Source organism: Evtepia gabavorous, from assembly GCF_003425665.1.
Lineage (GTDB): Bacteria > Bacillota > Clostridia > Oscillospirales > Oscillospiraceae > Evtepia > Evtepia gabavorous.
The window spans coordinates 1-13,003 of the sequence record NZ_QQRQ01000036.1; the positions used below are offsets into that span (position 1 = coordinate 1).

The window sequence follows — 13,003 nt, forward strand, 5'->3', positions numbered from 1 at the left end:
CCGCGGGGGAAAGAGTTTCTTTCCCCCACACCCCTTTTCTCTGGACTGTTGTAGAAGCGGCGTGGGTTTTCTGTCGGCCTACCTGGCCTGCGGCCTCCAAGACCAACGCCTCATGGCCCGCCCACCAGCTCGGGCGGGCGGGAGAAGTGGTTTGTTGACGGGAGGAGAAAGCGGGAAACCAAACGGTTCCTCTCTGCCTTCTCCCAAAGGGTACCTATCCACGTTCCCAGCCCGCCCAGCCGGTGGGCGGGCCGTTACGGGCCTTTCGCTGGGAGGGCCGCAGGCCAGGTACTAAGACAGAAGTACAGCCTCCCCCTCCACAACCCCACCAGAGAAGGGGGTCCCGGGGGAGGAACCTCCTCCCCCGGGGGTTCTTTCCCCCATTTCTTCCCAAGAAATGGGGCCCCGGCTGGGCAAGCCAAGGTTCCCTGCCGTTCCAACGGCGTAGGAGAAAGACCACAATGGCACCCCACCCAGGCGGCCCCCGTCCCCGCCCGTTCCAACGGCGCCGGAAAAAACCAAGGCGGGAGACAACCTTTTTCTTCCCTACCAGCTTGATCTGTGTTATACTATGGGGCTGAACAAAAGCAACCGCGGGGAGGCTGAGCGCGTGGGGTATGGGAATTGTCTGGATTATCTCCAGCGGCGGGGGGTGCTCCCCTTTCGGGTGGCCCCCTTCTGCCCGGTGGACGATTTGATCCTGTCTCTGTGCGCCTACCTCCCCTTTGAGCAGGTGCTCCCCGGCCCCCGGCAGGGGGACTGGGTCCCCTTCCCCCAGGCGGTGGAGGCCCTGACCCAGCGGCCGGGCTGGGACGCGGTGGGGCTCATCATGGCCAAGGACACCCCCGCCCTGGTGCGCCAGGCCGCCCGGAGTCCCCGGTTCCAGACCCTGGGCCTGGGCTGTGCCGCCGGGGTGCTGGACCAGCAGACCCAGTTTGCCGCCCTCACCTTCCGCCTGCCCGACAGCACCCTCTACCTGGCCTTCCGGGGCACCGACGACACCCTGGTGGGGTGGAAGGAGTGCTTTGCCATGAGCTATGCCTTCCCCGTCCCCGCCCAGGCCCTGGCCCAGGACTACCTGGTGCAGGTGGCCCAGCGCCACCCGGGCAGGCTGCGGGTGGGGGGACACTCCAAGGGGGGCAACCTGGCCGTGTGGGCCGCCCTTCACGCCCCGCCCCTTCTCCGGCGGCGGATTCTGCGGGTGACCAGCCACGACGGCCCCGGCTTTGGCCAGGACCTCACCCGCACCCGGGCCTACGGAGCCCTGGCCCCCCGGCTGGTCACCTATATCCCCCAGGCCTCCCTGGTGGGGACCCTTCTCCACCAGGACCCCCGGGCCCAGATCATCCAGAGCCACGGGGTGGGGACGGTGGGCCAGCACGACCCCTTCTCCTGGACGGTGCGGGGGACCGGCTTTGTCTCACTCCCCCGCCGCTCCCGGCGGGGCGACCGGGAGAGCGCCGGGTTCCGGGGCTGGGTGGACGCCCTGTCCCCGGCGGAGCGGGAGGAGTTCACCCAGGTCTTTTTCGACCTGCTGGCCGCCTCCCGGGCGGAGACCCTCTCCGAGTTCTCCCAGAGCTGGGCGGACAGCGCCCTGGCGGTGGCGGGGGCCTATGCCGCCCTGCCCCCGGCGGTCCGGCGGGATATGCTGGACTATCTGTGGCGGTTTTTGGTGAATATGGGCACCGGGGGGAAGGGGTAGGAGGTCCTGGGGCCGTTGGAACCGCTGGCCTGCCCGGGCGGGGGGCCCTTGTGGGTTTCTCCCTACGCCGTTGGAACGGCAGGGAACTTTGGCTTGCCCAGCCGGGGCCCCATTTCTTGGGAAGAAATGGGGGAAAGAACCCCAGAGGGAAGAGGTTCTTCCCTCTGGACTCCCTTCTCTGGTGGGGTTGTGTGGGGGGAGGCTGTACTTCTTACGGGATACCCGGCCTGCGGCCCTCACAGCGAAAGGCCCGTAACGGCCCGCCCACCGGCTGGGCGGGCTGGGGACGTGGGTAGGTGCCCTTTGGGAAAAGGCAGAAAGTAACCGTTTGGTTTCCCACTTTCTCCTCCCGTCAACAGACCACTTCTCCCGCCCGCCCGAGCTGGTGGGCGGGCCATGAGGCGTTGGTCTTGGAGGCCGCAGGCCAGGCCCATACCGCCCCAACCACCTTCCCCCGTTCCTCTCACCAGAGAATGGGGTTCCAAGGGGAAGGAACCTCCTTCCCCTTGGTGTTCTTTCCCCTATTTCTTCAAAGAAATAGGGCCCCGCCCGGGAGGGCTCCGTTCCCGCCCGTTCCAACGGCGTAGGGGAAGAACCCCACAACGCCCCCCAGCCCCCCACCCACGCACCCCTCAAAAGGAGGATTTTATGGATCTTATCGAAACCTTCGGCGCCAAAATCGGCGCCTTATCAGAGGAAAAGCCCCAGCGGGCCCGGCAGCTGCTCACCGCCGGTTTCCGGGCCAACGGGGTGAAAAACAAGCTGGCCTCCAAGCGGAGCTCCAAGTCCGACCGGATGCTCTTCCAGCTGGTGAACCGCGCCATGGTCACCTGCCTGGCCAAGCCCCAGTCCAACGTGATGGTGAGCCTCTTCACCCCCTGTGAGATGCTCCACCTCCAGGGCCTGCACCCCTACTCCTGCGAGGGGTTCTCCAGCTACCTGTCCGGGGCCATGGCCGAGCAGCCCTTCCTCCACCAGGCGGAGGACACGGGGATTCCCAACAGCCTGTGCTCCTATCACAAGGTCTTTATCGGGGCCGCCCAGATGGGTCTGATGCCCAAGCCCCGGTTCATTCTCTCCACCTCCCTGGCCTGTGACGCCAACACCCTGACCTTCCGTCACCTGGCCCAGTTCTACGACGTGCCCCACTTCAACGTGGACATCCCCTTCGAGTCCTCCCCCCAGGCGGTGGACTACGTGGCCGGGCAGCTGCGGCAGATGGGAGAATTCCTCACCCAGCAGACAGGCCTCCCCCTGGACGACGGCCAGCTGGCCCGCACCGTGGCCCGCAGTCAGCGGACCATGGCCCTGTACCACCGGGGCCTCCGCCTCCGGGCGGGGCGGCAGGTGCTCAGCGACCTGACCAGCGAGCTGCTCCGCACCGCCGCCTTCCACTTCCTCCTGGGCACCCCGGAGACCGAGGCCTATGCCCGGCAGCTGCTCCGGGAGATCACCACCGCTCCCCCCGCCCAGGGCAAGCAGCTGCTCTGGATTCACACCACCCCCTACTGGGTGGCCCCCCTGCGGCACCTGTTCGCCCAGAGCACCCGGGTCCAGGTGGCCGCCTGCGACATGAGCTATGAGGGGATTGTGGAGGCCGACCCCACAAAGCCCTATGAGGCCATGGCCCGCCGCCTGGTCTACTCCCCCTTCAACGGCCCGGCCCAGCGGCGGATCGACCGGGCCCTGGAGATGGCCAAAACCGTGGGGGCCGACGGGGCGGTTTGGTTCTGCCACTGGGGCTGCAAGCACACCCTGGGCGGCGCCCGGCTGGGCAAGAAGGCCCTGGAGGAGGCCGGCCTGCCCACCCTGCTACTGGACGGGGACAGCTGTGACCGGGGCTTCGGCGGCGAGGGACAGGCCGCCACCCGGATGGAAGCCTTTTTGGAAGTATTGGAGGGCATGGCATGAGCATCACCTATCACGTCTGTAAATACACCCCCACCGAGCTCCTCACCGCCCTGGGGGGCCAGTGCGCCCTGCTGGACGAGGCCCCGGAGAACTTTGACCTGTCCGACCAGGTGGCCCACCCCAACCTGTGCGGCTTCGGCAAGTCGGTGATCCAGGCGGCCCTGGCCGGGCAGGTGAAGGAGCTGGTGCTGGTCAACTGTTGCGACACCATCCGCAGCGCCTACGACATCCTCAAGGAATTCGGCAACCTGGACTTTCTCTACCTGCTGGACATCCTCCACAGCCAGGAGGGATGTTCCGTCCAGCACGCCCGGGACCAGCTCCTGGCCCTGGCGGAGGCCTACGGGGCCTACAAGGGCACCCAGTTCGACCGGGCGGCTTTCTTCGCCGCCTTCCAGTCCCCTCCCCCGGTCACCGGGCCCCACATCGCCGTGCTGGGGGCCAAGATGGGGTCCCACCTCTTCTCCCTGGTGGAGGAGACCATGCCCCTGCCGGTGGAAAACGCCACCTGCGCCAACAACCGGCGGGTGGCCCCGCCGGCGGACCAGGGGGACTTCGCCGCCCTCATGGAGGACTACGCCCGCTGTCTGCTGGGCCAGCTGCCCTGCATGCGCATGACCGACAACACCGCCCGCCGGGCCCTGTACAACACCCCCGGCCTGGAGGGGGTGGTCTACCACACCCTGCAATTCTGCGACTACTACGGCTTTGAATACGCGGGCCTGCGGCACCAGCTGCCGGTCCCCCTGCTGAAAATCGAGTCCGACGGCACCACCCAGAGCCGGGAGCAGCTGCGCACCCGGCTGGAAGCCTTCGCCGAGGGCTTCGGCCCCCAGAAAGGAGACCCCACCATGAAGAAACACGGCTATTTCGCCGGCATCGACAGCGGCTCGGCCACCACCGACGTGGTCATCCTGGACCAGGACCGGACCATCGTGGCCAAGGTCATCCTCCCCACCGGGGCGGGGGCCTCCAACGGGGCCCAGCGTGCCCTGGACCAGGCCCTCCAGCAGGCGGGCCTCACCCAGGCCGACCTCACCGCCACGGTCACCACCGGCTACGGCCGGGGGGTCATCCAGACGGGGGACAAGTCGGTCACGGAGATCACCTGCCACGCCAAGGGGGCCCACTTTCTCCACCCCGCGGTGCGCACCGTCATCGACATCGGCGGCCAGGACAGCAAGGTCATCCGCATCGAGCCCGACGGCAGCGTGGCCAACTTCGTCATGAACGACAAGTGCGCCGCCGGCACCGGACGCTTTTTAGAGATGATGGCCCGGACCCTGGAGCTCTCCCTGGAAGAGATCTCCACCATCGGCCTGCAGTGGAAGGAGGAGATCACCATCTCCTCCATGTGCACCGTCTTCGCCGACTCGGAGGTGGTCTCCCTGGTGGCCCAGAACAAGGCCCTGCCCGACATCGTCCACGGCCTGAACCAGTCGGTGGCCACCCGGGCCGCCGCCCTCTTCCGCCGGGTGGGGGGGGAGAACCCCTGCATGATGACCGGCGGGGTCTCCCGGAACCGGGGGGTGGTGGCCGCCATCGAGGAAAGATTGGGGCAGCCGCTGTTCATCCATCCCGACGCCCAGCTGTGCGGGGCGCTGGGGGCGGCGCTGTTTGCGCTGGAGATGCCCTGACAGGGGGTTTTCTGTTCCTTTCTTTCGCCGTTGGAACGGCAGGGAACCTTGGCTTCCCAGCCGGGGCCCTATTTCTTGGAAGAAATAGGGGAAAGAACCCCCGGGGGAGGAGGTTCCTCCCCCGGGACCCCCTTCTCTGGTGGGTGTGTGTGGGGGGAGGCTGTACTTCTGACGGGATACCTGGCCTGCGGCCCTCACAATGGAAGGCCCGTAACGGCCCGCCCACCGGCTGGGCGGGCTGAGGACGTGGGTAGGGACCCTTTGGGAAAAGGAGAAGAAAAACCGTTTCGTTTCCCACTTTTTCCTCCCGTCAAGGAACCACTTCTCCCGCCCGCCCGAGCTGGTGGGCGGGCCATGAGGCGTTGGTTTTAGAGGCCGCAGGCCAGGTAGACCGATCGAAGAACCACGCCACTTCTACAACAGGCCAGAGAAAAGGGGTGTGGGGGAAAGAAACTCTTTCCCCCACGGGGGTCCAGGGGGCAAAGCCCCTTGGTGCTCTTTCCCCCATTTCTCCAGAGAAATGGGGCCCCGCCCGGGAGGGCACCGTTCCCGCCCGTTCCAACGGCGCCGGGGAAAGCCCACAACGGCCCCCACCTGGGAAGCCCTCGTTCCCGCCCTTTCCAACAGCGCCGGGAAAAGCCTCTCCCACCCCCCTCTCCCCCAAAAGAGGGGGCTTTTTTTCTCCCCTTTTTGGGCACTTTCACACCCGCCGTTGACTTCCCTTCCGGTTTCTGGTACAATGGCTAACATAGTTAGTGATCGTGGGAGTGTCAATGGATATGATGGCAAATTATGAAGGCTTAGCCACAGAATTGCTCCAGGTCAATGAGGACCTCCTCCGGGTGCCCGCCCGGCACCTGATTTCCAAGCTCACCCAGGGGGAGCACTTCGTGCTGAACTATCTTCTCACCCACCGCCACCAGGCCCACCCGGTGGACCTGAGCCGGGGGCTGGTGGTCAGCACCGCCCGGATCGCCGCCCTTCTCAACCGCATGGAGGACAAGGGCCTGATCTCCCGCCTCCCCGACCCCCTGAACAACCGTCAGGTGATCGTCACCCTCTCCCCCCAGGGGCTGGAGGCCATTCAAACCTTTCGTTCCCAGGTGATTCGCTCCGCCGCCCAGATGCTGGCGGACCTGGGCCCGGAGGATGCCCGGGAATTCATCCGCATCCAGAAAAAGCTTCTGGCCAACCAGCGGCCCACCGGCTAACTTGACCCATATTGGATTACCGAGGTGAACCCAAATGACAGATCGAAACCAAGGGGGCGCCCTACGCACCTTCTCCCCGGAGCAGGCGGACAAGCTCTTCCACAGCCCGGCGCTGCGGCACCTGTTCCAGGAAAATGCCTCTGATGAATATGCCCTGATCTGGCTGCTCTCCAAGCATACCAAGGACACCGGCAGCGAGAAGATTTACCTCAAGGACATCGTCCGGGAGCTGAACCTGCCCATGCCCAAGGTCTCCGCCATCGCCCGCTCCCTCCAGAACAAGGGCCTGGTCCGCTGGACCCACGACGGCAACGGGGAGGAGGGGACCTATATCCTGCTCACGGACACCGCCGTGACCTCCGTCCAGGCCCACCGTCAGACCCTTCGCGCCTACCACCAGCGGGTGGTGGCCGCCTATGGAGAGGAGAAATTCCTCCACCTGCTGGGGGAGATCGCCCAGCTGGAGGAGATTATGCGGCAGGAAGCCGAGAAAGTGGGAGGTGCCCATGACCAAGCGTAATGTGGAGGCCTACGCCGCCGCCCAACAGCCCCTGTGCGTCCAGAACGACACCATCCCCGAATCCCTGTTCCAGGAGTACGGGGTCAACCGGGGCCTGCGGGACGCCAATGGCGTGGGGGTCCTCACGGGCCTGACCAACATCTCCAAAATCGTCTCCTTCCAGAACGTGGGGGGCAAGCGCATGCCCTGCGAGGGGCAGCTGTGGTACCGGGGGTACAACATCAAGGACCTCATCGGCGGCCTGGGGCCCCAGGAGTTCGGCTTTGAGAAAATCGCCTACCTGCTGGTCTTCGGCCAGATGCCCACCCCGGAGGAGCTGGCGGAGTTCACCGCCGTCCTGGCCGACTGCCGGACCCTGCCCACCAACTTCACCCGGGACGTGATCATGAAGGCCCCCTCCCGGGACATCATGAACTCCATGACCCGGAGCGTGCTCACCCTGGCCAACTACGACGACCAGGTCAACGGCGGCCTGGGCAACTCCATCCGGCAATGTATCCGGTTGATCTCGGAGTTTCCCATGCTGGCGGTGTACGCCTACCACGCCTACAACCACTATGAGAACAACGACAGCATGTACATCCACCGGCCGGACCCCAGCCTGTCCACCGCGGAGAATATCCTGCGGATGCTCCGCCACGACATGTCCTACACCCAGCTGGAGGCCAAGGCCCTGGACATCGCCCTCATCCTCCACATGGAGCACGGGGGCGGCAACAACTCCACCTTCACCACCCGGGTGGTGACCTCCTCGGGTTCGGACACTTACTCCACCATGGCCGCCGCCCTGTCCTCCCTGAAGGGGCCCCGTCACGGCGGCGCCAACATCAAGGTCATCGAGATGATCCAGGACATCAAGGGCCACCTGTCCGACTGGACCGACCCGGAGGAGACCAGCCATTACCTGCGGAAAATCCTCAATAAGGAGACCTTTGACCACAGCGGCCTCATCTACGGCATGGGCCACGCGGTCTACTCCATCTCCGACCCCCGGGAGCAGATTCTCCGCTCCTTCGTCAACCAGCTGGCCCTGGAGAAGGGCCGCCAGGACGACCTGGCCCTCTACCGGAACATTGAGGTGGAGGCCCCCAAGCTTATCTCCAACAACCGGCCCATCTTCAAGGGGGTCAGCCCCAACATCGACCTGTACAGCGGGTTCCTCTATGACCTGCTGGGCATCCCCATGGAGCTCTACACCCCCCTGTTCGCCATCGCCCGGATCGTGGGCTGGAGCGCCCACCGGATCGAGGAGCTGGTGTGCATGAACAAGATCATCCGCCCCGCCTACATGAGCGTCATGCGGGAGCGGGGATAAGAAGATTCCGCCGGGTTCGACGATCCGTTTGGGAACCATCGGGACACAAGATGCTGCAAAGATTGTGCAAATATCCCCAGATGCCTGAAACGATTCTCCGAAAGGTGATGTAACATGACGGAAAAAGAAATGCTGGAACTCATGAAGCAAGCCCTTGAACCTGTCCATGAAAAATTGACGGTTCTGGATACAAAGATGACTTCCCTGGATGAAAAGGTGAATTCTCTGGATGCCAAGGTGACTTCCCTGGATGAAAAGGTGAATTCTCTGGATACTAAGGTAGCCTCCTTGGATGCTAAGGTGAATTCCCTGGATACTAAGGTGGCCTCCTTGGACGCTAAGGTGAATTCCTTGGATGCCGACGTGCGCGGGATCAAAGTCGTCTTAGAGAACGAAGTCCGCCGTGACCTGAACCTTCTGGCGGAGGGCCACGCTGCCATTTTGGAGCGGCTGCCCTCCCAGGAGGAGAAGGAAGCCTTGGAAGCGCGGATGGACGCCATGGAGGCGGCCATCCGCCTGCACAGCAAGCAGATTCGAGAGTTGAAAAAAGCGCAATGAGGCGTCCGGACCGGCAGAGCACCCCGGACGCCCCCGGCGGCGCTTGCGCGCCGGGACCCCGATCGTTTGGACAAAAACAGACAGGCGGAGACCGCACCCGATAGCGGTCTCCGCCTGTTGCTCCTTTTCTCCAGTTACAGTCCCTGGCAGCGCCATGTCTCCAGCAAGGTCCGGGTCACCTCCTTGGCAATCCAGGCGGCTTTGTCACAGTTCTGCTCAAAGCACGCCGCGCCCCGCTGATCGGCGGTGTCTGTAAGGGTCCGAACCGCCAGAAAAGGGACCTGATTGACGTAGCAGACATGGGCAACGGCGGCCGTCTCCATATCCACGGAAAGCGGGTGCCAGGCGGCCCGGATCGCCTCCCGTCCGCCCTCGTCCGCCAGGAAGGTCTCCCCTGTGACCATCCGTCCAAACACCACAGGGTGCTCCCCCCGGGCGGCCGCCTGGCGGGCCAGGGCCAGCAGCCTCGCATCCGACGGGAACACGGGGGCCGGCAGCCAGGGGTGAAACTCCGTCAAAATCTCCGGGCTGACATCGTGGTATCCGGCCTCCGTGGCGATCACCGTGTCAAATATCGAAAGGCCCGGCGCCAGGGCGCCGGCGGTCCCCACGTTGAGGACCGCCCCGGCCTGATAGCTGTCAATGAGAATCTGGGTGGCCAAGGCCGCGTTGACCTTGCAGACCCCGCTGAACAGCGTGACCACATCCACGCCGTGGAAGGTCCCCTCATAGAAGCGGAGCATGGCCTTTCGGGTCTCCGTGACCCCTTCCATGTCCGCCAGAAAGGGCGCTGCCTCACTGTCGCTCGGGCACAAAATCCCAATTTTTTGCTTCATTTCCTCGGCTCCTTTCCTACTCTCTTTCCCGGTCTGTCCCACGCCCCGCCGGTGTCACCAGGCTGTGGGCCATCCATCGTCCGCTGCGGTAATACCACAGGAGCACCCCGCTGCACACCACCCAGCCCACCGGATAGCCCAGGGCCACCGGCAGCAGGGTCCCGGCCACCTGGTAGGTGACAAAGAGATAGAGCTGCCGGAAGACCACAAAGGACCCCAGCATGATCACCATGGGCACCTTGGCGTCCCCCGCCCCCCGCAGGGCCCCGGCGTAAATCTGATTGAAGTTGGCCACCAGATAGAAGGGGGAGATCAGGCGGATAAAATACACCCCGTACCCCAGCACCTCCGGCTCCTGGTTGAACAGGGTGCACAGGGGCTGGGCAAAGACCATCAGCGGGACCAAAAGGACCCCCGTCACCACCGTGGCCATGGCCAGGGCACAGCGAATCCCCTGCTTGGCCCGGTCCCAGTTCCCCGCCCCCACGTTCTGGCCCACAAAGGTGGTGGCCGTCACCGACAGCGTGGTCATGGGCAGGATGACGAAGGCGTCGATCTTCTGATAGGCCGCCCACCCGGCCATGCAGGAGGAGGCGAAGCGGTTGACATAGGACTGCACAAACACATTGGAGAAGGAGGTGATGGCCAGCTGCAGGGCCGAGGGCACCCCCACCACGAAGATGTTCCGAAGAATCCCCCGGTGCATCCGCATCCCCCGCCACTGGATGCGGTAGCATCCCCGGGACCGGGTGAGTACCCCCAGCACCAGCCCTGCCGACAGGACCTGGGCCGCCACCGTGGCAATGGCCGCCCCGGCGATGCCCCAGTGGAACACCGCCACAAACAGCAGGTCCAGCCCGGTGTTCACCCCCGCCGAGAAGAGGAGAAAGTACAGCGGCCGCCGGGCATCCCCCACCGCCCGGAGGATGCCCGCCCCCAGGTTGTAGAGCATCAGCCCCGACACCCCGGCGAAGTAGATCCGGAGGTACCGGGCCGCCTGGGGAAACACATCCGCCGGCGTGGCCATGAGCCGGAGCATGCCGGGGACCATGGCAATCCCCACCGCCGTGAATACCCCGCACAGCAGCAGCACCAGCAGCAGGCTGGTCTGGACCGCCTGGCCCACCTTCTCCTCCTCCTTGGCCCCATAGAACTGGGAGATCACCACCCCAATCCCCGCCGACAGCCCCAGAAACAGGCCGATGAGGGTGTTGATGATGGGGGTGGTGGTCCCCACTGCCGCCAGGGCGGCCTTGCCCACAAAATTGCCCAGCACGATGCTGTCCACGGTGTTGTAGCACTGCTGAAAAAAATTCCCCGCCAGCAGAGGCAGGGAGAAGAGAAGCAGGGCACGGAAAATGCCGCCCTGGGTCATGTCCCGGTCCGCCGTTTTTGTCCTGGCCATCTGCCGCCGCCTCCTTTCCGCCCGGTTGGAATGCCTCCATTATAGCACCCTCTTTCCCCCTGTCAACCGGCCCCGGGGTTGGCCTTTTGGGGGTTTTTTGCTATAATGAAGAAAATAACCACGAACCCCCAAGAGGTGAACCACCATGAAACAACTCGTCATCGGCATTCTGGCCCACGTGGACGCGGGGAAAACCACCCTGTCCGAGGCCCTGCTCTACACCGCCGGGGCCATCCCCGCCCTGGGACGGGTGGACCACCGGGACGCCTATCTGGACACCCACGCCCTGGAGCGGGACCGGGGCATCACCATCTTCTCCAAGCAGGCCCTGTTTCAGACCCCGGCGCTGGCGGTCACCCTCCTGGACACCCCCGGCCATGTGGACTTCTCCGCCGAGATGGAGCGCACCCTCCAGGTGCTGGACTACGCCATCCTGGTCATCAGCGCCACCGACGGGGTCCAGGCCCATACGGAGACCCTGTGGCGGCTGCTCCGGCGCAACCAGATCCCCACCTTCCTCTTTGTCACCAAGATGGACCTGCCCAACCCCGGCCGGGAGGCTATCCTGGCCGGGCTCCAGCGGCAGCTGGACGAGGGGTGTGCCGACTTCACCCGCCGGGACGGGGCCTGGGCCGAGGGGGTGGCCCTCCGGGACGAGGGGCTGCTGGACCGGTACCTGGAGACTGGCCGCCTGACCCCCCGGGACGTGTCGGGGCTGGTCCGCCTGGGCCGGCTCTTCCCCTGCTACTTCGGCGCGGCCCTCCGGCTGGAGGGGGTGGCGGACTTTCTCCAGGGCCTGACAGACTACACCGAGGCCCCGGTCTATCCCCCGGACTTCGCCGCCCGGGTCTTTAAGATCGCCCGGGACAGCCAGGGCAACCGCCTGACCTACGCCAAGCTCACCGGGGGCACCCTTGCCGTCCGGGCCCCCCTGTCCTACCTCCCCCAAACGGGCGGGGAGGTGCTGGAGGAAAAGGTCACCCAGCTGCGCCTGTACTCCGGGGCCAAGTACCAGACCGCGGAGGCGGTTTCCGCCGGCCAGGTGTGCGCCCTGCTGGGGCTCACCCAGACCTACCCCGGCCAGGGCCTGGGGGCCGAGCCCCCCGCGCCGCCCCCCCTGCTGGAGCCGGTGGTCACCTACCGCCTGGTCCTCCCCCCGGACTGTCCAGCCCAGGTCCTGCTGCCCAAGCTCCGGCAGCTGGAGGAGGAGGACCCCCAGCTCCACCTGGTCTGGGACGAGCACAGCCAGGAGATCCACGCCCGCCTCATGGGCCAGGTGCAGATCGAGGTCCTCCAGCGCCTGATCGCCGACCGCTTTGACGTGGCGGTCCAGGTGGACGCCGGGCGCATTCTGTACAAGGAGACCATCGCCGCCCCGGTGGAGGGGGTGGGCCACTTTGAGCCCCTGCGCCACTACGCCGAGGTCCATCTCCTCCTGGAGCCCCTGCCCCAGGGCAGCGGTCTGGTCTTTGACAGCCGGTGCAGCGAGGACCTGCTGGACCGGAACTGGCAGCGGCTCATCCTCACCCACCTGGCCGAGCGGACCCACCGGGGGGTCCTCACCGGCGCCCCCATCACCGACCTGCGCATCACCCTCCTCTCCGGCCGGGCCCACCCCAAGCACACCGAGGGGGGCGACTTCCGCCAGGCCACTTACCGGGCGGTGCGCCAGGGCCTCATGCAGGCCGAGAGCGTGCTGCTGGAGCCCTGGTACGCCTTCACCCTCACCCTCCCCGCCGAGCAGCTGGGCCGGGCCATCAGCGACCTGCAAACCATGGCGGGGACCTTCGACCCCCCGGAGAGCGACGGGACCTGGGCCACCCTCACCGGCACCGCCCCGGTGGCCGCCATGAAGGACTATCCCCTGACCGTGGCCGCCTACACCCGGGGCCGGGGGAAATTCGCCTG

At 65.7% G+C, this 13,003-nt stretch carries 10 protein-coding genes; 8 read left to right on the plus strand and 2 right to left on the minus strand.

Annotation, left to right across the window (positions count from 1 at the left end; genetic code table 11):
* The first annotated feature begins 610 nt into the window (after window positions 1-610).
* From DV520_RS12695 to DV520_RS11395, 7 genes are all read left to right on the plus strand, one after another.
* Window positions 611-1,702 (plus strand): Mbeg1-like protein, encoded by a 1,092-nt coding sequence (locus DV520_RS12695; RefSeq protein WP_165850103.1) that lies wholly within the window; start codon window positions 611-613, stop codon window positions 1,700-1,702.
* 648 nt (window positions 1,703-2,350) lie between these two features.
* A complete protein-coding gene (locus DV520_RS11370; RefSeq protein ID WP_165850104.1) occupies window positions 2,351-3,613 on the plus strand; it encodes a 2-hydroxyacyl-CoA dehydratase subunit D in 1,263 nt (420 codons plus the stop codon).
* Complete coding sequence (locus tag DV520_RS11375; protein WP_117142934.1) at window positions 3,610-5,250, plus strand: acyl-CoA dehydratase activase; 1,641 nt, start codon at window positions 3,610-3,612, stop codon at window positions 5,248-5,250. Before DV520_RS11370 ends, DV520_RS11375 begins: the two co-directional genes overlap by 4 nt.
* Window positions 5,251-6,032: 782 nt before the next feature.
* Window positions 6,033-6,461 (plus strand): MarR family winged helix-turn-helix transcriptional regulator, encoded by a 429-nt coding sequence (locus DV520_RS11380; RefSeq protein ID WP_165850105.1) that lies wholly within the window; start codon window positions 6,033-6,035, stop codon window positions 6,459-6,461.
* 34 nt (window positions 6,462-6,495) lie between these two features.
* The gene (locus tag DV520_RS11385; protein WP_021918854.1) at window positions 6,496-6,981 is read left to right on the plus strand and encodes a helix-turn-helix domain-containing protein; all 486 of its coding nucleotides are present in this window, start codon (window positions 6,496-6,498) and stop codon (window positions 6,979-6,981) included.
* Entirely contained in the window at window positions 6,968-8,296 is a 1,329-nt protein-coding gene (locus DV520_RS11390; RefSeq protein ID WP_021918853.1) for a citrate/2-methylcitrate synthase, read from the plus strand. Before DV520_RS11385 ends, DV520_RS11390 begins: the two co-directional genes overlap by 14 nt.
* 114 nt (window positions 8,297-8,410) lie before the next feature.
* Window positions 8,411-8,854, plus strand: coding sequence for a coiled-coil domain-containing protein (locus tag DV520_RS11395; protein WP_117142936.1), 444 nt, complete (start codon window positions 8,411-8,413; stop codon window positions 8,852-8,854).
* Window positions 8,855-8,988: 134 nt separating this feature from the next.
* Here DV520_RS11395 and mtnN read toward each other — a convergent pair whose 3' ends face one another.
* Both mtnN and DV520_RS11405 read right to left on the minus strand, forming a co-directional pair.
* Window positions 8,989-9,690, minus strand: coding sequence for a 5'-methylthioadenosine/S-adenosylhomocysteine nucleosidase (gene mtnN / locus DV520_RS11400; protein ID WP_021918851.1), 702 nt, complete (start codon window positions 9,688-9,690; stop codon window positions 8,989-8,991).
* A 16-nt stretch (window positions 9,691-9,706) separates the two neighbouring features.
* Window positions 9,707-11,095, minus strand: a complete 1,389-nt coding sequence (locus tag DV520_RS11405; RefSeq protein WP_021918850.1) for an MATE family efflux transporter — start codon at window positions 11,093-11,095, stop codon at window positions 9,707-9,709.
* Window positions 11,096-11,240: 145 nt separating this feature from the next.
* On the opposite strand from DV520_RS11405, the gene DV520_RS11410 reads away from it, so the two are divergent.
* The coding region (locus DV520_RS11410; RefSeq protein ID WP_117142938.1) for an elongation factor G at window positions 11,241-13,003 on the plus strand (1,763 nt) is incomplete at its 3' end.